General features: G+C 67.2%; 12 protein-coding genes. 10 read left to right on the forward strand and 2 right to left on the reverse strand.

Going from position 1 to position 19278, the window contains the following annotated elements; genetic code table 11:
• Nucleotides 1–72 precede the first annotated feature (72 nt).
• The 9 genes from tssE to FBY20_RS16220 are packed head-to-tail and all read left to right on the forward strand — an operon-like array spanning nt 73 to nt 15263.
• On the forward strand, nt 73–558 hold the full coding sequence (tssE, locus tag FBY20_RS16180) for a type VI secretion system baseplate subunit TssE (RefSeq protein WP_142053381.1): 486 nt from the start codon (nt 73–75) through the stop codon (nt 556–558).
• A gap of 51 nt (nt 559–609) precedes the next feature.
• Complete coding sequence (gene tssF / locus FBY20_RS16185) at nt 610–2448, forward strand: type VI secretion system baseplate subunit TssF (protein ID WP_142053383.1); 1839 nt, start codon at nt 610–612, stop codon at nt 2446–2448.
• Entirely contained in the window at nt 2412–3503 is a 1092-nt protein-coding gene (gene tssG / locus FBY20_RS16190; RefSeq protein WP_174245419.1) for a type VI secretion system baseplate subunit TssG, read from the forward strand. The genes tssF and tssG overlap by 37 nt, the downstream gene beginning before the upstream one ends.
• 21 nt (nt 3504–3524) lie before the next feature.
• Nucleotides 3525–6236: a type VI secretion system ATPase TssH gene (tssH, locus tag FBY20_RS16195; protein ID WP_142053384.1), complete on the forward strand. Its 2712-nt coding sequence runs from the start codon at nt 3525–3527 to the stop codon at nt 6234–6236.
• Between the two features lie 25 nt (nt 6237–6261).
• The gene (locus FBY20_RS16200; RefSeq protein ID WP_142053386.1) at nt 6262–8979 is read left to right on the forward strand and encodes a type VI secretion system Vgr family protein; all 2718 of its coding nucleotides are present in this window, start codon (nt 6262–6264) and stop codon (nt 8977–8979) included.
• Entirely contained in the window at nt 8976–9938 is a 963-nt protein-coding gene (locus tag FBY20_RS16205; RefSeq protein ID WP_255452377.1) for a DUF4123 domain-containing protein, read from the forward strand. The genes FBY20_RS16200 and FBY20_RS16205 overlap by 4 nt, the downstream gene beginning before the upstream one ends.
• Nucleotides 9935–13075, forward strand: coding sequence for a T6SS effector BTH_I2691 family protein (locus tag FBY20_RS16210; protein ID WP_142053388.1), 3141 nt, complete (start codon nt 9935–9937; stop codon nt 13073–13075). Before FBY20_RS16205 ends, FBY20_RS16210 begins: the two co-directional genes overlap by 4 nt.
• Nucleotides 13076–13129: 54 nt before the next feature.
• Entirely contained in the window at nt 13130–13738 is a 609-nt protein-coding gene (locus FBY20_RS16215; protein ID WP_142053390.1) for a hypothetical protein, read from the forward strand.
• 28 nt (nt 13739–13766) lie between these two features.
• Entirely contained in the window at nt 13767–15263 is a 1497-nt protein-coding gene (locus tag FBY20_RS16220; RefSeq protein ID WP_142053392.1) for a PLP-dependent aminotransferase family protein, read from the forward strand.
• Here the strand turns inward: FBY20_RS16220 and FBY20_RS16225 are convergent.
• Complete coding sequence (locus FBY20_RS16225) at nt 15252–16466, reverse strand: benzoate/H(+) symporter BenE family transporter (RefSeq protein ID WP_142053393.1); 1215 nt, start codon at nt 16464–16466, stop codon at nt 15252–15254. The genes FBY20_RS16220 and FBY20_RS16225 overlap by 12 nt on opposite strands.
• A gap of 186 nt (nt 16467–16652) precedes the next feature.
• On the opposite strand from FBY20_RS16225, the gene FBY20_RS16230 reads away from it, so the two are divergent.
• Entirely contained in the window at nt 16653–17012 is a 360-nt protein-coding gene (locus FBY20_RS16230) for a Rap1a/Tai family immunity protein (RefSeq protein ID WP_056325755.1), read from the forward strand.
• A gap of 10 nt (nt 17013–17022) precedes the next feature.
• Here the strand turns inward: FBY20_RS16230 and FBY20_RS16235 are convergent, their stop codons facing one another.
• Nucleotides 17023–19035, reverse strand: coding sequence for a TonB-dependent siderophore receptor (locus FBY20_RS16235; protein ID WP_142053395.1), 2013 nt, complete (start codon nt 19033–19035; stop codon nt 17023–17025).
• Nucleotides 19036–19278: the final 243 nt, after the last annotated feature.

A 19278-nucleotide genomic window follows, 5' to 3' on the forward strand; every position in this document is an offset into this window, starting at 1 on the left:
GTTGCCAAGAGACCGCGGCCCGAGCCGGGCCGCTGTCCATTTTTTTGCTGTCTCCGGATTGATCAGGCCCCGATGAAAGGATTCGAACCGAGTCTGTTCGACAAGCTGTTCGAGGCGGAGGGCCAATCGCCCTATGCGCTGCGCCGCCTGTCGATCGAAGAGATGAAGGAAACGGTGGCGCGCGACATCGAGGCCTTGCTGAACACCCGCATGGTGTTCACCGAGGAAGACTTGCTGCGCTTCCCCAACTGCCAGCGGTCGGTGCTGACGTACGGCCTGTCGGACTTTTCCGGATTGAGTCTTGCCAGCCACTACGACCGCGAATTCATCTGCCGGTCGCTGGAGCAGGCGATCGCGCGCCACGAGCCTCGCCTGACGCACGTGCGGGTGATGCTCCAGGTGGACAGCCGCGCGACCTCGGTGCTGTATTTCGCGATCACGGCGATGCTGGACGTGGGACCCGCCCACGAGCCCGTCACCTTCGACGCCACGTTGCAGCCCTCGACGCTGCAGTACTCCGTGACCAAGGGCTGGGCCAAGAGCCCGGCCACGGTCTGAGGCCCCCATTCGTAACGCAGGTGCATTGGCGCGCTGGAAGGAAAGACAACAATGGAAGAATTGCTGCCTTATTACGAGCGCGAACTGGGCTTTCTGCGCACGTCGTCGCGCGACTTCGCCGAACGATACCCGAAGATCGCCGCGCGGCTGGGCCTGTCGGGCGAGACCTGCGAAGATCCGCACGTTGAACGCATGATCGAGTCGTTCGCCTTGTTGAGCGCCCGGATCAACAAGAAGCTGGACGACGACTACCCGGAATTCACCGAAGCGTTGTTCGAGGTGATGTACCCGCATTACCTGCGGCCATTTCCCTCTTGCAGCATCGCGCAGTTCGACCTTGGCGGCGCGGGCGCGCAACTGACCGCGCCGGTCCGGATTGCGCGCGGCACGGAACTGAAGTCGCACCCGGTCCGGGGCGTGTCGTGCCGCTTTCGCACCACTTATGAGGTCACGCTGGCGCCCGTTGAAGTGCTGCGCGCCGGCTTTGAATCCAGCGCCAATGCGCCCGCCACGGCCAAGCTGCCGGCCGGCGTGACCGGACGCTTTTCCGTCACCCTGGGTTGCCAGGGCGAGAACCAGCATTTCGGGGCCCTGGGCGTGGACCGGCTTCGGGTGTACCTGCACGGTGAACCGTCATTCGTGGCGGCATTGCGCGACGCGCTGTTCCTGCGCGCCGCCGCGGCCTACGTCGAGCTGCAACCGGGGCGCTGGGATCGTCTGCCCGCCATTCCGGTCTGGCAGGTGGGGCTGGCGGAAGAAGACGCGCTGATCGACTTTCCGGCCAGTTCGCACCCGGCGTATCGCCTGCTGGCCGAGTACTTCGTGTTCTCGGAAAAATTCAACTTCGTGGACATCGACCTGGCCGCGCTGCGCCCCTATCTGGGCACGGTGCGCCAGTTCACGCTTCACCTGCCGGTCAGCGGCCTGCGCGCGGATTCCAATACCGCGCGGCTGCTGGAATCGACGTCCGCCGACAATCTGCGGCTCGGCTGCACGCCGGTGTCAAACCTGTTTTCGCAGCGTGCGGATCCCATCCGCGTCACGCATGCGTCGGCGTCGTACCCGGTGGTGGCGGACGCGCGGCGGGCCTACGGCTACGAGGTCTATTCGATCGACCGCGTGCGCCAGGTGCGTCAAAACGCGCAGGGCGATGCGGTCGTGGAGTTCAGGCCGTTCTATTCGCTGCACCATGGCGAATCGCCCGACAAGGCGGGCCACTACTGGACGATGCGGCGCGATGCGTCGATGGCGCAGCGCAGCCCGGGCTACGAGACGGAGATTTCGATCGTCGATATCGACTTCGACCCGTCGGTGCCGCAGACCGAAACGCTGAGCCTGGACCTGACCTGCACCAATCGGGACTTGCCGTCGCAGATCGCGGTGGGGCAGGCGGGCGGCGATCTGTTTCTGGAAGGCGGCTCGGTGGCGCGCACGATCCGCATGCTGCGCCGCCCGACGCATTCGCACCGGTTCCAGCAGGGCCGTGCGGCGCATTGGCGCCTGATCTCGCATCTGGCGTTGAACCATCTGTCCCTGGTGCAGAGCGGGTTGCCGGCGCTCAAGGAAACGCTGCGCCTGTACGACCTGTCCGGCTCCGCGGTGGCCGCGCGCCAGATCGAAGGGCTGGTCGGTCTGGACTACAAGCCCGCCACGCACTGGATGCCGGGCGAACCGTTCGCCACCTTCGTGCGCGGCATCGAAATCCGGCTGACCGTCAATGAAGACCACTTCGTGGGCACCAGCCTGCACACGTTCGTGGCGGTCATCAATCGCTTCTTCGGCCTGTATGTGCACGCGAACAGTTTCGTGCAGTTGGTTGTGTTGTCGCGCCGCGGCGCGGAGGAACTTCTACGATGCCCCCCTTGCAACGGCGACGCCATCCTAGCGTGATGGACGCGCTGCTGGCCGAGCCGCAGCGCTTCAAGTTTTTCCAGGCGGTGCGCCTGCTGGAGCAATGCTTTGCGCGGCAGGAGCGCGGGGCGACGCGTCATCCGGTGCCGGTGCACCTGCGCTTTCCCAACGCGCCGGGCCTGGGCTTTCCGCCCAGCGAGATCGTGGATGCGGTGGCGTACGACAAGAACGGCGAAGTGCTGGCGGACGAGGCCGCGCGGCAGGCCGCCGTGGCCGAAGGCCGGCTGGGCCGCGTGGACGTGACGCCCGCGTTCTTTGGCCTCTTGGGCGGGCAGGGCGCATTGCCGCTGCATTACTCGGAAATGCTGGCCAACCGCGAAAGCCTGCGGCGCGACCGGGGCGCCCGCGCGTTCTTCGACATCTTTTCGAACCGGGCGGCGGCGCTGTTCTACGCGGCGTGGAAGAAGTACCGCATGCCGCTGCGGCACGAAACCGAACCGGACCATCATTACCTGCCGCTCTTGCTGGCCTTGGGCGGCATCGGCCATCCGGCGCTGCGGGACCGCCTGCACAACGGCGCGGGCCGCGTCCATGACGAATCGATCGCGCACTACGCGGCGGCGGCGCGTCAGCGTCCGGTGTCGGCGCCGTACCTGCAGCGCGTGCTGCAGGATTACTTTGGCGTGCCGCTGCGCGTGGAACAGTTTGTCGGCCGCTGGTATGACGTGCCGCCGCAGAACCGCACGCAGCTTGGGCATCCTGGCGCCGTGCTGGGCGTGTCGGCGCTTGCTGGCGACCGCATCTGGCAGCGCGACCTGCGCATCCGGCTCTGGATCGGCCCCTTGTCGGGCCAGGCGTTCACCGACTTCCTGCCGGGCGGCGAGCGCGCGCAGGCGCTGGAGAAACTGCTGACGATGTTCGGCGGGATGACGTTCGAATACGAGGTGCGGCTGGTGCTGGCGCGTGAGAGCGTCACCCCCAGCCAGTTGGGCGCAGGCGCCGAGGTGCGCCTGGGCTGGAATTCGTTCCTGTGCACCGAGCCCGCCCGGCAAGACCGCGACGACGCCAGTTACGAACTGCACACCATTCATTGACCCCATCACCCTCAGACACTTATGGCCACACCGCTGAAGACCTTGATCGGAAAGCTCAACCAGACCTGCCGCCAGGCCGCCGAACGCGCCGCCAGCCTGTGCATGGCGCAAGGCCACTACGAAGTGGATCTGGAGCATCTGTTTCTGGCCTTGCTGGAAAAGCCGGCCAGCGACGTGAGCGTCATCGCGCAGCGTTGCCACATCAAGACCGACGCGTTGGAGGCGGACCTGAATGCGGAGATCGGCCGCTTCAAGAACGGCAACACGCGCACGCCGGTGTTTTCGCCGCATCTGCCCAAGCTGTTTGAACACGCGTGGCTGATTGCGTCGCTTGATACCCAGACGACGCGCATCCGGTCCGGCCACCTGTTGCTGGCCCTGCTGACCGAGCCCGATCTGGCGCAACTGGCGCGGCGCGGATCGACGCTGTTCGAATCGTTCCGGCTGGATGCGTTAAAGCATGACTTTGCCGCCTTGACGGCCGGTTCGGAAGAGGCCGGGCAAGCCGTGGGTTTTGCCGATGGCGCGGGGCCGCAGGGCGAAGCTGGCCAGCCGGCGCCGGCGCTGTCGGCCACCCCGGCCCTGGACCAATACACCACGAACCTGACCGAACGCGCCCGCGAGGGCAAGATCGACCCGGTGATCGGACGGGACGCCGAAATCCGCCAGATGATCGACATCCTGACGCGGCGGCGGCAGAACAACCCCATCCTGACCGGCGAGGCGGGCGTGGGCAAGACGGCGGTGGTCGAGGGATTGGCGCTGCGGATTGTGTCGGGCGACGTGCCGCCCGCGCTGGCCGAGGTGACGCTGCGCACGCTGGACATGGGTCTGCTGCAGGCGGGCGCCAGCGTCAAGGGCGAGTTCGAGAACCGCCTGAAGAACGTCATCGACGAGGTCAAGAAGAGCCCGTCGCCCATCATCCTGTTCATCGACGAAGCCCACACCATGATCGGCGCGGGCGGGCAGGCGGGGCAGAACGACGCGGCCAACCTGCTCAAGCCGGCCCTGGCGCGCGGCGAACTGCGCACCATCGCCGCTACCACCTGGAGCGAATACAAAAAGTTCTTCGAGAAGGACGCCGCGCTGGCGCGCCGCTTCCAGGTGATCAAGGTGGAGGAACCGGACGAGACGCTGGCCGCATCGATGTTGCGCGGCATGGCGCCGCTGATGGAGCGCCATTTCGGTGTGCGCATCCTGGACGAAGCGATCAGCGCGGCGGCCAGGCTGTCGCATCGCTACATCACCGGCCGCCAGCTGCCCGACAAGGCGGTCAGTGTGCTGGATACGGCATGCGCGCGCGTGGCATTGGGCCGCAGCGCCACGCCGGCCTTGATCGATGATGCGCGGCATCGCCTGACGCGTCTTGGCGCCGAACAGGCGGCGTTGCAGCGCGAAGCCGCCACGGGCGCGCCGCACGCGCGCCTGGACGAATTGCGCGACGAGATCGCGGCGGTGACGCAAACCTTGGCCGATGCCGAGTCGCGCCATGCGGCGGAAATGGACCTGGTGGAGCGGATACACGCCTTGCGCGCGGAGCTGGAGACCGCGCCGCAGGAAGCGGCCGCCGAGGCGTCCGCGGAGAAGGCGCCGCCGCCGTCCTCGTCGCGCCGCAAGGCCGCGCAAGCGGTGCCGCTGACCCCGGCGCAGCAGCGTCTGGCGGGCTTGATGGACGAGCTGCGGGCGTTGCAAGGCGAACAGCCCCTGGTGCCGGCCTGCGTGGACGCGCAAATCGTGGCCGAGATCATCTCGGCATGGACAGGGATTCCGCTGGGCCGCATGGTCAACGACGAGATCCGCACGGTGCTGCAATTGCAGCCGCTGCTGGCTGAACGGGTGATCGGGCAGGACCACGCGCTGGAGGCCATCGCGCAGCGCGTTCGCACGGCGCGCGCGGGGCTGGAAGACCCGGACAAGCCCAAAGGCGTGTTCCTGTTCGTGGGCCCGTCGGGCGTGGGCAAGACCGAGACCGCGCTGGCGCTGGCAGACATTCTTTATGGCGGCGAACGCAAGCTCGTCACGATCAATATGAGCGAGTACCAGGAGGCCCACAGCATTTCCGGCCTGAAGGGCTCGCCGCCGGGCTATGTGGGCTACGGCGAAGGCGGCGTGCTGACCGAGGCGGTGCGCCGCCAGCCCTATAGCGTGGTCCTGCTGGATGAAATCGAAAAGGCCCACCCCGATGTGCTGGAGCTGTTCTTCCAGGTCTTTGACAAGGGGGTGATGGACGACGCGGAGGGGCGCGAGATCGACTTCCGCAACACACTGATCATCCTGACGTCGAACGTCGGCTCCAGCGCCATCATGCAGGCGTGCCTGAACAAGCCGGCCGCGGAGCGCCCGACGCCGGATGCCTTGTCCGAGCTGTTGATGCCGCAGCTGTACAAGGCCTTCAAGCCGGCCTTCCTGGGCCGCATGAAGACCATTCCTTATTTCCCCGTGGACGATGACGCGCTGGCGCACATCATCGAACTGAAGCTGGGCCGCATCGCACGCCGCGTGGCGGCCACGCACCGCGCGGTATTCGAGTGGGATGAGGCGCTGGTCGAGGCGGTGCTGGCCCGCTGCACCGAAGTGGACACGGGGGCGCGCAATGTCGATCACATCCTCAATGGAACGCTGCTGCCCGAGATTGCCGGGCAGGTCCTCAGCCGCATGGCGCAAGGTGAGGCGATTGCCAAGATCCGTGTCAGTGCGGGCAAGAACGGCGAATTCCGCTTCCGCATGAGCTGATTCAAGACAGAGAGGTTACGCCAACATGGCTCAGACACTTGCCGCCGCCAGCCCATTGGGCGCGGGCTTCACGCAGGCCGACCGCCTGCTCGACCTGTGCACGCCGCTGGGGCCGGACAAGCTGCTGGCCGAGCGTCTTCAGGGCACCGAGCAACTGAGCGATGGCGGCTTTGCGTTGATGGTCGACGCGCTGTCGGACGATGCGCATGTGCCGCTGAAGTCACTGATCGGCCAGCCGGCGCAGGTAAAGCTGCAAACGGCCTTGGGCCGCGACGCGCACCGCGTGTGGTGCGGCCTGGTGACGGAGGCGCGCTTTGAAGGGGCCAATGGCGGCTTCGCGCGCTACCGGCTGCGCATCGAGCCGTGGCTGGCGCTGCTGCGCCAGCGCCGCGACAGCTTCGCCTTCCAGGACTTGTCGGTGATCGACATCGTGGACAGCGTGTTCGGCGACTACAACGGGCAGGGCGCGGTGGCGGCGCAGTGGCGCTGGGAAGTGAAGGACCGGGACGCTTACGCCAAGCGCAGCCTGACGATTCAGTACCGCGAGACCGACTTCGCCTTTGTCGAGCGGCTGCTGGCCGAAGAGGGGCTCTTCTATTGGGTCGAGCACGAAGCCGGTGACGGCGCGCCGGGCGGCCATACCGTGGTCATTGCCGACCACAACGGCGCGTTCAAGGCCGGGCCCCAGGACAGCGTCAAGTTCCAGCGCGCGGACGCGACCGAAACCGAAGACACCATCCAGGCGTGGCGCCAGCGCCGCGCGTGGCGCACCAACGCCGTTCGGCTGGCCACGTGGGATTACCGCGCGATGCAGGCGCGGCGGGTCAGCGCGCAGGTCGAGGACAAGCTGGCCAACGCTGTGGAGCTGGCGGATTCGGACTACCCCGGCCAGTATCTGTTCGAAGACGGCGCCCAGGGCGAGCGGCTTGCGCACAACGCGTTGGCCGCGCAGCGGGTGCGCCAGTCGTTGCATGAAGGCGAGGGCACCGTGCGCACGCTGGCGCCGGGGCAGCGCTTTACGCTGACGGGGCATTTCGGGCCGTCGCAGGGGGCGGGCGCCGAATTTGTGGTGCTGCGCATCGCGCACGAGGCCCGCAACAATTTCGATGAAAGCCTGGGCCGCGCGGTGGCCGACGCCCTGGGCGCGGCCGGGGAAAACCAGGGCCCGGGCAACGCCGTTGACGCCGCGGCGGATTTCTATCGCAACCGCTTCGAGGCGATCGCCGCCACGCTGGAGTACCGCCCCAGCACGGTGGATGGCCACGGCGCACGCCTGCATCCCCGTCCCACCGTGCACGGCGCGCAGACGGCGCTGGTGGTCGGGGCGAACGATCCGGTCCATACGGACCGCGACCACCGCATCAAGATCCAATTCCATTGGCAGCGCGGCAGCGCGTCCAGCAATCGCCAGGATCACCCCGCGGGCGAAGACAACGCACCGGCCAGCGACGCGCTGGGCACGTGGGTGCGCGTGGCCGAACCGGTGGCGGGATCGGACTGGGGCGGTCACTTCGTGCCCCGCCTGGGACAGGAGGTGCTGGTGCAGTTCATGCACGGCGACATCGACCGGCCGGTGGTGGTGGGCGCGCTGTATAACGGCGCGGGCAGCGAGAACGCCGCCAACAACCAGGTGCAGGCCGGCGCCGCAAAGGCCACCGGCAACGCGCCTGCCTGGTTCGCGGGCAGCGAGGCCGGGCACGCGCACAACGTGGTGATGTCGGGCTTCAAGACACAGGCGCTGGCCGATAGCGGGCAGGGCATGGGCGGCTACAACCAGTTGGTGCAGGACGACACGCCGGGACAGTCACGCCTGACGGCATCGACCACGCAGGCCGAGGCGCGGCTGAACCTGGGCCACCTAAAGCAGCAGCGCGACAACGAGCGTCTGTCCGACCTGGGACATGGCGCGGAACTGGCGACCAGCGAGGCCGTGGCGTTGCGCGCGGGCGAGGGCCTGCTGATCAGCGCGGACAAGCGCGAGGGCGCGACGGGCGGCCTGCTGGATAGCGAGCCGGCCATCCAGCAGATGGAAAAGGCCATCGAGCAGGCCAAAGAGCTGTCGGCCACGGCGGCGCGCCAGGAAGCGAAGCTGGACGGCGACGGCGACAAGACGCGTCCGCTGGATGAACTGGACGCCGTGCGCAAGGTCATCGAAGGCACCCGCGCCGAGGAAGGCGTGCAGGTGCCGGCGTACAGCCTGCCGCACATCCAGGTCAGCGCCCCGAAGGGCATTGGCCAATACACGCCGAAGAATGCGTTCGCCGTGGCGGGCGCCACCTTGTGCCAGGTGGCGCCGGACGTGAACTGGGCCGCGGGCGCGCACCTGTCTCTGTGCGTGGCGCAGGGCGTGGTCTTGTTCACCAAAGGCTTGGGCGGCGACGGCCGGGCCGTGCCGGAGAAAGGGATCCGGTTGCACGCGGCAGGCGGGCAGTTGCGGATGCAAAGCCAGAAGGCGCGCATGCGCCTGGCCGCCGAGAAATCGGTGACGCTGGCCTCGGCCCAAGGCGCCGTGGACGTTAACGCATCGAAAAAGGTGCTGGCCACGGCGGCCGGCGCGTACATGCGGATCGAGGGCGGCGGGATTCAATTGCATGCGCCCGGCAAGGTGGAATTGAAGGCGGGTGTGCACAACTGGGTGGGACCGCAAAGCGGGACCGGCCCGGCGCAACCGCCGCAGGGCGATATGGAAGGCTGCGCCGCGGCGCTCGAAGACGCGGCCGGCAGCGGCGCATTGGCGGCATGATGGCATCGTCAACGCCCCGTCTGGCGCAAGCGTCTCAAGCACGTTGGGAACCGCCGCGCGCCGAGGACTGTGTCGAACGCGCCATCGCGGGCTTGCGGGCCGTGCTGGACGGCCGCGCCAGCCGGCGCGTGCTGCTCTTGTGCGATTCCACGTTGGCCGATCCGCTGGCCGACGACATCGCGGCTGCGGGATTGGCGCGGCGCGAGGTCGATCTGATCTCGCAGGGTGCGGCCGCGCCGCCGCTGTATCTGGCAGAGGTGCCGGACGAGATCCGCCATGAGCGGCTGATCAACGCCAGCATCCGCGTGGCGGTGGACGAAGCCTTGCGTCCCGCGCCCGCCGCCAAGCGGCCCCGGTCGATGGCGGCGTGGCTGGCCACGGACCTGCCGCTGGCCGAAGTGGCGCAGCGGCTCGCGTTGCGCGCCCGTTTGCGCGACGCGCAGGCGCGCGTGCGCATCCTGCGATTCTGGGACCCGCGCACCACGCAATACCAGAGCGAGCTGTACGCGGGCACGGCGCCCGCCTCGTGGATACCGGGCGTCACGTGGATGACGGTGGACGGCTTTGCGCGCTGGCAGGTGCTGCCGGATGTGCCGGGTCCGATGCAGACCGTGACGCCTGACTGGCCGCGCCTTGCGCGGCTGGGGCGTATCAACGCGGTGCTGCAGCGCTTGAACGCGAAAGGCCTGTGCGTGGGGCCGTCCGTGCTGGACTCGGTTCGCCGCGCGCTGGACGCGGCCGCGGATTGCGGAATTGACGACGATGAAGACGCGGCGCTGTTCGCCGCCTGGCGAGTGCGCCTGGACGCGCCGCTGGAACGTGCGCCGTCGTTTGCGGCCTTGCTGCGCGAGGTGCAAGAAGAAGGCGGCCGCCTGCGCGGCGCCGCGCAGGACATGGACGACGAGGATTGGCAGCGGTTTGCGCAAGAGGCGCAGGCGCGGGAGGATCTGCAAGCATGACGACTGACTACGACGCGTTGCCCTGCAAGGGCAAGTTCTGCGGCCGGCCGGGGCTGCCCATCCTGCCGATGCGAATTGCGTACGTGCCGGGCGGCAAGAACGATTTGCCCGACGGCGTGTACACGGATCCCGAGCTGTACTACGAGACCATGCGCCAGGGCGCCTACATGCTGCGCGCCATCACGGCTGGCTACGTGTACCTTTGGGATCCGCGCCGCAGCTACGGCTGGCGCGCGTTCGCGGCCACGGCAACGGGGCAGATGAAGGAAGTGCCGGTTGACGACGACAACCGTCCATCCGAGCAACCGACGTTCACGTGCACGCGCGAAGGCCACGGCCTGGAATCCGCGCTGATCAACGTCGAGGCGCCCGCAAACGCGTCGCGCAGCGTGTGGGTCGGCTATTCGCGCGTGTGGTGGACGCAGGATATCCGCCGCGAGCTGGCGCGCAACGATCGCTGGCGCAAGAAGGTCATGGTGGAGCTGGACGCCAAGGCCGTCTGGGCGGGGGGCTACCCCAAGCCCGAAACGGGCTTTCGCGTGGCGGAAGACGGCGCCAATCTGGCCAAGCATTCGATCGAGTTCCGTGACGCCGCCGGCGCGGCGACCTTGTTTGCCAACACGCTGACCCCCGGCGTCACGCTGTTTGGCGGGCAGGCCGCGGCGATGGCCGGCAAGATGCGGCAGATGACGCCCAAGGGCGGCGTGGCGCTGGCGCTGCGCGATCCGGTGGGCGTGCTGGCCGACATTTCCACGTGGCGCAACAAGTGCATGGGCGAGCTGGCCGAGCATCATCTGGAGCCGACGCGGCTGCGCGAAGTGGCGGTGGCGCAGATCATCGACGGGCTGGAAAAGCAGATGGACTCGTCCAGCGACGAACGCCAGCGCTTGCGCGAGCGCATCGACACCGGCAAGGTCACCAGGACGCTCAGCGAAAACAAGGCGGCCATTGCCCGCATGCGCGACAAGATCGAGGGCGCGGGCAAGGACTGGGCCTGGTGGTATGGCCGAGATACGTTCTGGCTGGCGTGCAAGGCGTATTCGCCCAAGGACGCCGCCGCCGGCGAGCGCCTGGAAGACGACATGGCGATGTGCGTCGATGGCGCGGGCGCGGTGGCTAGCGAGCACAAGGCCATCGACGACTCGCTGAAAGACGAGGACATGGTCGACGGCACGTACGAGGCGATATGGCGGTCGCTGGCGGGCAACGATGGCGACTTACTGGCCTTCCTGAACCGGGAAGGCAAAGGCAAGGTGATCTCCAAGCAGGTGTCCAACCTGCGCAAGATGGTCAAGAGCTACAACGATTGGATCAAGTTGCGGGCGGCCGACGGCAAGCTGCCGCCCATGCGGGCGGCGGGCTCGGCGATTGGCCGCTTCATGGCCACGCAGCTTCTGCGCCTGACCCTGTCGGGCGACCCCATCGCAGAACGGGTGGCGGCGCGCGTCACGTTGTCCGTGTCGGCGCGCATGAACATCGTGGTGGCGGTGCGCACGCATACGACGACGCTGCCGCGAATGATCGCGGACATGCACCAGATCGTCTGGGAGCCGAATCTGACGTCGGTCACGGTCGGTGGCGGAGGCGGGATCTACGCGAACAAACACATGCAGTCCGGCTGGATCGGCACGCAGGCCGAACGCTCCACCCCGCTGACCATCAACTACATCATTCCCGAGGAGGTCGACGCGCAGCTGAACGCGGCCGCCAACGCGCCGCCGCCTTCTCGCCCTGCGGCGTCGCCGCAGTTGTCCCTGCCGTCGCCGCCCAGGGTGCTGGCCTTGCCGGCGCCCACGATGTCGCCGCTGGCGGGGCTGGTCAAGTGGGCCAAGACGCGGGACGGCCAGAACGCCAGCGCGACGGGCGTGTTGACGCTGGTGGCCCTGTACACGTCTGTGTCGGACTTGAACAAGGCCGACGCCATCGGCGATGCGAAGGCGGCGCGCAAGGCCTGGTTCGGCATCACGTCGGGCGTGCTGGGCGTGGGCAGCGTGGCGATCGAAGCCACGGCGGGCGCGATCGGCGCGCGCGTGGGCACGAATACCGCGTATTCGATGAACCTGACCCTGAACATGCGTCTGGCTACCGTGCGCACGGCGGGAGCGGTGTTCGCGGCGGCGGCCACGTTCGTCGATGGCGCCAACAACGCGCTCAGCGCGGTGGACCAGTACGACGTCAAGAACTACGAGGCCGGCGGCGCGTATGCGACGTCCTCGATGTTCCTGTTGCTGTCCGGCCTGACCGGCGTGGCGACGGCGCTGGTCAGCCTGGGCGGCGCCTTCAGCGCGGCCGGCGTGGTGGCGGGGGCCGGCGGGTTTGGCAGCGCGATGGTCGGATTGACCAGCGGCGGCACGGTGCTGCTGGGGATTCCGGTCTGGGGCTGGATCGTGCTGGGCCTGTGCCTGCTCGCGGCCGGCCTGTACTTCAAGTTCTGGGGCGATAGCGCCAAGGACAGCGAACTGGAGATCTGGTTCACCCGATGCTGCATGCGCTCGGCGGCGTTTGAAAACGTGGAGGACCGCCCGCTGTACGAGAACCGCGAAGAGGAACTTTACGAGTTCAACCGCGCGGTGTTCGGCGTGCGCGTGACGCTGGACTGGAAGGGCTTGTGGCAAGGCGAAATTTTTGGCCGCGACCGGCTGGTGCTGGAAGTGGTGATGCCCGGCTATACCGAGCACAGCGACTACGCCTACAGCCTGAAGCTGGTGGGCGAGGGCGTGAGCGCCGTGGTGTCCAGCAAGGGGTCAATGCGTTCGAATGACCCCGAATTGCAGCCGCGCGGTCCCTCCAATGCGCAGCTCGTGCAAGGCCGGCCCAAGCCGGAGACTTGGGCCGACCGCATGGACAAGTACGTGGACAACATGGCCTCGCGCCCGGGGTGGGCCGATGCGTGGCGCTGGATACGCAAGGACCGGAGCCAACCCATCGAGTTCACGAGCAAACCGTGGGAAGAGGTCGTGAAGTTCCACGTCAGCAATGGCTGCGCGGTGCTGCGCACCGAGGTGCTGGTCGATGACGACATCTTCCAGGAAGCGATCATCAAGGTCGAGTACTGGCCCGATCCGGACCGCATGCCCGACATCCGCTCGGTGCCGATGGGCGGCAACGGCTCCAATCTGATAAAAGCAAGCAATTGACCCGGCAGTTTGCCGGATGATTTCGTAAACGACAGACCAGCACGGGCGGCAAGCATGAAAAGCAGTGAAGGGATCCAGGCGGCGGTGTACACGCGATGGCATCAGTTGTCGGTGCCGCTGGCGTTCGTGCTGGCAGCGGGCAGCTTCATGCTGGTGGTGCTGAACCGGGGGCCGATCGGGTTGGGCGCGGCGCTGGCCGTGCTGGGCCTGCTGGTGCCGCCGCTGGTGGCATTCAAGGGCTTTCCCACGCGCAACGCCGTCAGGGTGACGCCGGATGGCCTGGAGTTTTCACGCCGGTCGCCAATCGCCTTTGCCGACCTGAGCAGTTGGGGTACGGACGACTACCTGAAACTGGTCCGCCCCGGCCTGCCCACGCTGCTGGTCAGCCCGGCGGACTTGCCCAGCCGCGAAAGGCTGCTGCGCGAATTTGAAGCGGCGTTGGCCGCGTGGCAGGCGCGGCAGCCGGCGGGCACGGCCGCCGCGCGCCGCACGCATTTCTACGGATCGACGGGCGGGCGTCTGGTGGGCGGCGTGATCACGGCCTTGGGCGCCGGTTCGGCCATCATGGCGCTGAACCTGCGCGAACCGTCGATCTCGCTGGCGGTGGTGGGCGGCCTTGGCGCGGTGTTCGGCCTGGCCCTGCTATTCGGCAAGCGGGGCTGAGGGCGGCGGCAGACTGTTACGCGACCTCATGGCAACGACATTCCAGCTGGACACGCTCAAGATTCGGATGAGCGAGGTGGCGCTCCAGCGATTGGACCTGCATCAGCGCATCCAGCGGGCGCTGCGCGCGCTGATCCTGGACGGCGCGCTGGGCCCGGGGGTCAAGCTGCCCGCGACGCGTGGCCTGGCCAAGTCGCTGGGCGTGTCGCGCGACACCGTCGAAAACGCCTATGTGCAACTGCACCGCGACGGCTACATCGTGCGCCGCGAGGGCTCGGGCAGCTATGTGTCCGAGACGGTGGGCATCGAGCTGCGGGGCGCGACGCGCAAGCGGGCAACGCTTGCGCGCCAGCCGGGCGCGGCGCAGCCCGGCACAGGCCTGAGCCTTCGCGGGCGGGCGATCCTGGAGAGCGGCGGCGTTTCCGACCAGCAGGTCATCAAGGCGTTCGCCACCGGACTGCCCGAGACGCGCACGTTTCCCACCGGCGTCTGGGAGCGCCTGCAGCGCCAGGTCATGAAGGACAACCGCGCCCACGTGCTGCTGCATGGCGACCCGCAGGGCGCCGAACCGCTGCGCCGCGCGATCGCGGCCTACCTGAACCTGGAGCGTGGCGCCAAGGTGTTGCCTGAGCAGGTGCTGGTGCTGAGCAGCACCCGGCAAGCGCTCTTTCTGTGCGCGCAACTGCTGGCGGACGCGGACACGCCCATCCTGATGGAGAATCCCGGCTACTTCGGCGCCCGCAAGGCGTTCGAAGCCGCGGAGACGCGGATCGTACCCATCGACGTCGATGCGCAGGGCATACGCACGGATCTCTTGCACGCGGACCGCAGCGGCGCCAGTTGCGTGTACGTGACGCCGTCGCACCAGTATCCGACCGGTGTGACGTTGTCGCTGGAACGCAGGCTGGCGCTGATCGGTTGGGCAGCAAGCCATGGCAAGTGGATCATCGAGGACGACTACGACAGCGAATTCCATTACGACGGGTTGCCGACCGCTTGCGTGCAGGGCCTGGACCGGCATCAACGCACCTTGTACCTGGGCACGTTCAGCAAGACACTGTATCCGGGCCTCAGGATGGGATACATGGCGCTGCCGCTGGAACTGGTCGACGCCTTTTCACGGGCGCGCAGCATCATGGACGGACACACGCCGCAGATACTGCAGCTGACGCTGGCCCGCTTCATGGAAGACGGTCATTACCACACGCACGTGCGGGCGATGCGCAAGCTGTACGCGGGACGCCGCGAGGTGCTGCTGGCGTCGCTGGTAAAGCGGCTGGACGGCGTCGTGCAGGCCGTGCGTCCGCCGGGCGGGTTGCAGATTCCATGCCTGCTCCAGCCAGGCTGGACCGAGGAAAAGACCCTCCGTCTGGCAGAGCGCGCCGGTCTGCGCCTGCCCGGGCTGAGCCGCCTGTATGCGGGCGAGTTCAAGCAACCGGGCTGGCTGTTGGGCTATGCGTCGCTGACGGCCTACGAGATCGAGGACGCCGTGCTGCGTCTGTCGAACGCGTTGTCAAGCGCCTGACCGGCCTTCACTGGGCAGAACGAAGGCCCGGCCGCCATGCATCAGCAGGTGCGCGGTCAGGCCGGCCACCAGCCCCCAGAATGCGCCGCCCACGCCCAGCAGGGTCACGTTCGCGGCGGTGGCCAGGAACGTGATGAGCGCCGTTTCCCGGGTGCGTGCGTCGGCCATGGCGTTGGCCAGGCTGCCGCCGATTGCGCCAAGCAGCGCAAGCCCGGCCAGCGTGGTGATGAAGGCCTTGGGCAGCACCATGAACAGCGTCGCCAACGTGACGCCGAATGTGCCCACCAGGATGTAGAACACGCCGCAGGCCAGACCCGCGATGTATCGCTTGGCGGGATCCTCATGGGCGTCCTTGCCGGTGCAGATGGCGGCGGTGATGGCCGCGACATTGAACGCGTGCGCGCCAAAGGGCGCCATGACGAGCGACCCCAGCCCCGTCACGGTCAGGATCGGATTCGCGCTGGTCCGGTAGCCGTCGTTGCGCAGCACCAGCATGCCGGGCATGTACTGGCCGGTCAGTGTGATGATGAATAGAGGCAGGGCGACGCCCAGCAAGGCCTGCAACGAGAAGCTGGGCATTTCGAACACGGGTACCGCCAGGCGCAGATGGACGGCCGAGAAGTCGATGCGGCCTTGCACGATGAGTAGTCCCAGGCCGATGGCCAGGATGCCGACCACGGCAAAGCGCGAGGTAAAGCGCTTGAGCAGCGCGTAGGAGATCACCAGCACGATCACCAGCAGGGGGTCGGCGCTGGCGCCGCCGAAGGCATTGACGCCGAACTGCAGCAGGATGCCCGCCAGCAGGCCGGCGGCAATGCCGCCCGGGATCCTGCGCACCAGCTTTTCAAAAGCGCCCGACAGCCCCAGCGCGATGAAGCCCAGCGCCGAAAGCATGTACGCGCCGATGACTTCGCCATAAGGCGTGAAAGGCATGACGGTTGCCAGGAACGCGACGCCAGGCGTGGACCACGCCGTGATGATCGGCGCCTTGTAGCGCCAGCTCAGCAGCGCGCCGGTCACGCCCACCCCGACGGATACCGCCCATACCCAGGAGGTGGTTTGCGCCGGCGACAACCGGGCCAGCTCGGCCGCCTGGAACACCAGGACGAAGGTGCCGCCGTAGTTCACCAGGACCGAGATCAGGGCTGCGACGGTGGGGGATAGGAAGTCGGCGGGTCTGAGACCCGCCCGAGGTGCTGTCATGAGTGGCTCCGCATTCAAGAGGCGCCCGGCCTCAGGCCGGACTTGAACGGGGAGTCTATGGGGAACGCGGTATGTTGATACCTGCCACATGCGGCAAGTCGGGCAGACCGCTTTGGGCCGTTCGGTGGCGACTACGCTATTCTCCGGTCAGATTCTGAAGTCCGGTTCAAAGAGGAACGTTGAGCAATGAAACGCGTGGCATCGATCTTCATGCTGTTTTCCTGCGTGACCGTCCAGGCGCAGGATGTCCGTACCTGGCATTTTTCCGGCGCCGATCTGATCGCCGCCATGGAAGGAAAAATGCCCTCGGAGATTCGCGATGCCTCGCTGGCACGCCAGTTTTCTTCGGCTTATGCGCAGGCCTATGTGAGCGGAATTGCCGATCAGACGCAAGGTACGGTCTGGTGCACCCGAACCGGCGTCCTGCCGCATGAATTGAAAGACCGGGTGCACAGCTATCTGACTGCGCTGCCAGGCAGCCGGGTGAACGGGAACGCCGGGCCGCTGGTGGGCGAGGCGCTGGCGCGGTCGTTCCCTTGCCGGTAGGGGCGTCGCTTCAGTAGCGCAAGGCCAGGCTGACCAACGTGGTGCGTCCATCCCCCAGCGCGACGGCGTTGCGCACGCCGCCGGCGTAATACTGTTTGTCGAACAGGTTGTTCATGGTCAGGGCCGCCCGCCAACGCCCCGCGTCATACGCCACGCCTGCATCGGCCACCAGATATCCGGGAATGTCGTAGCCGTAGGTATAGCGGCTTCCTTCTGCGCGAAGGCCGCCCGTCAGCTCCCAGCCGGCCAGGCTGCCCTGCATCCGATAGCGCGCCGTCACGTTGAAGCTGTGCCTCGGCACGCTGTTGAGCCGGGTGTTGTTGGTGGAGGGCACTTGGCCGCCGTCGTCCACGACCACGGCCGATAGATAGGCATAACCGCCCATGAGGCTCAGGCCATTGCCCAGGTCCGACGCCCATCCCAGTTCCGCGCCGCGCGTGCGCTGTTTGCCGACTGCGATGCTGTAGCCGTCATTCACCGGGTCCGCCTGCAGGACGTTGCGCCGCTCCAGGTCGAACGCGGCCACCGTGATGCTGGTGGCGCCGTCGTCAAGATCGATCTTCACGCCGGCTTCCCATTGCCTGCCGCTTTCGGGCTTGAAGGTGTTGCCGTCGACGTTGGTGCCGCTGTTGGGATAGAACGACGTGGCGTAGCTGATATAGGGGCGCACGCCGGGCGCAATCTCGTACATCAGCGCACCTGACCCGGTGATGGCGTTATCGCTGCTGTCCTCGCGGGCTTGCGTGAGATGGTCGGTCGAATAGGTGCTGGCGGTGTCATGGCGCAGGCCGAAGACCGCGTTCCACCGCTCGCCCAGCGCGATCTGATCACGGGCATACACGCCGATCGCGCGCACGGTGGTGCTGCTGTCGGTGCGCGGATTGGCCGGGCAGTTGATGGGGCTGCCGTAAACCGGTTGGTAGACGTCCAGGTCCCGCACCGAGCAGTTGTACGACAGGCTGTTTTCGCGCGTGCGCAGGTAATCTACGCCGACCGTGATGTCGTGGGCGCCGAATCCCGTATCGAATCTGCGCTGCGCGTTGGTGTCCAGCGTGATCGTGTCGCCGTCCCAGTGCTGGTCCGTGGCGGTGCGCCGCAGCGTCCGATTGTCGGCGCGCAGCAAGCCATTGGCGACCAGTTGGCCATTGAGCGTGAACGATTGCCAACGCGCGTTCTGGTTGACCGTCCAGCCATTGTCGAAGCGGTGCGTCAGCGCGTAGCCCACCCGGCTCTGGTAGCCGCGATAGGGGTCCTGGCCGGGCTCGCCGGTGAAGCGGTCACGCGGGATGGCGCCATTGGGGTTGGACTGGACCGTCCCGACGATCGGCAGTCCCTGCTGGCGGATGTACTGGCGTTCCTGGTAGCTGGTCAGGATGGTGAAATCCGTGCGCGGCCCCAGATCCAGCGACAGCGAAGGGGCGATGAACCGATTCTTGAACCACACGTGGTCGGTCTCGTCATTCGAATTCATGGCCAGGGCATTGACGCGAAACGCCGCCTTGCCGTTGTCCGACAGCGGGGTGCCCATGTCCAGGGTGGCCTGCCGGAATTCGTGGCTGCCCAGTGTGGTGGCCGCTTCGGCGAAGGTTTCGGCGCGCGGGCGCTTGCTGACCATGTTGACCAGGCCCCCGGGAAGGACCTGACCGTAAAGCAGCGAGGCCGGCCCCTTCAGCACTTCCACTTGTTCCACGCCGAAGAGTTGTTCGGCGACACGGTTGCTTGCCGCCGTGCGCAGCCCGTCCAGGAACAGGGAATCGGAGGCGACCTGCCCGCGGATGATGAGGTCGTCCCAGCCGCGGCGGCCAAACTGATTGGCGACCACACCGGGCACGTTATGCAGCGCGTCGGCCAGGGTCTGCGCCTGCTGCGCGTCCAGAACCGCTCGCGGCACGACGGTGATCGACTGCGGGGTCTTGGACAGGGGAACGGACGACTTGTTGACGGCGGGCGGCGCGACCGGGTTGAAGAGTCCGTCCTGGCCGGCGTCATCGTCGCCGGTGACGCGCACGGCGGGCAGTTGCACGGGGGAATCGTCAGTCTGAGCGACAGCGGCAAAGGGGCGGCCAGCACGATGGCGGCGGCCAGTGCCGAATAGGAATTCAAGGGCATGGAAGGACGGCGGGCGCAGGAGAAGCGGTGGGTATGCATGCGCGGCGGCACGCTAGATCGATGATCAACGCGCTTTGCGAATGAGAATAACAACGATTAATTATAAGCATTACAATGCGCGTTGGGCGCGCATTGCGCCCGAAAATTTCGTCCTTGC

This window comes from Achromobacter sp. SLBN-14, assembly GCF_006715415.1.
GTDB lineage: Bacteria > Pseudomonadota > Gammaproteobacteria > Burkholderiales > Burkholderiaceae_B > Achromobacter > Achromobacter mucicolens.

What these genes read in the sequence shown, in the direction of transcription:
- tssE (WP_142053381.1), top strand. Translation starts at nt 73, where the DNA reads ATGAAAGGATTCGAACCGAGTCTGTTCGACAAGCTGTTCGAGGCGGAG.
- tssF (WP_142053383.1), top strand. Translation starts at nt 610, where the DNA reads ATGGAAGAATTGCTGCCTTATTACGAGCGCGAACTGGGCTTTCTGCGC.
- tssG (WP_174245419.1), top strand. Translation starts at nt 2,412, where the DNA reads ATGCCCCCCTTGCAACGGCGACGCCATCCTAGCGTGATGGACGCGCTG.
- tssH (WP_142053384.1), top strand. Translation starts at nt 3,525, where the DNA reads ATGGCCACACCGCTGAAGACCTTGATCGGAAAGCTCAACCAGACCTGC.
- FBY20_RS16200 (WP_142053386.1), top strand. Translation starts at nt 6,262, where the DNA reads ATGGCTCAGACACTTGCCGCCGCCAGCCCATTGGGCGCGGGCTTCACG.
- FBY20_RS16205 (WP_255452377.1), top strand. Translation starts at nt 8,976, where the DNA reads ATGATGGCATCGTCAACGCCCCGTCTGGCGCAAGCGTCTCAAGCACGT.
- FBY20_RS16210 (WP_142053388.1), top strand. Translation starts at nt 9,935, where the DNA reads ATGACGACTGACTACGACGCGTTGCCCTGCAAGGGCAAGTTCTGCGGC.
- FBY20_RS16215 (WP_142053390.1), top strand. Translation starts at nt 13,130, where the DNA reads ATGAAAAGCAGTGAAGGGATCCAGGCGGCGGTGTACACGCGATGGCAT.
- FBY20_RS16220 (WP_142053392.1), top strand. Translation starts at nt 13,767, where the DNA reads ATGGCAACGACATTCCAGCTGGACACGCTCAAGATTCGGATGAGCGAG.
- FBY20_RS16225 (WP_142053393.1), bottom strand. Translation starts at nt 16,466, where the DNA reads ATGACAGCACCTCGGGCGGGTCTCAGACCCGCCGACTTCCTATCCCCC.
- FBY20_RS16230 (WP_056325755.1), top strand. Translation starts at nt 16,653, where the DNA reads ATGAAACGCGTGGCATCGATCTTCATGCTGTTTTCCTGCGTGACCGTC.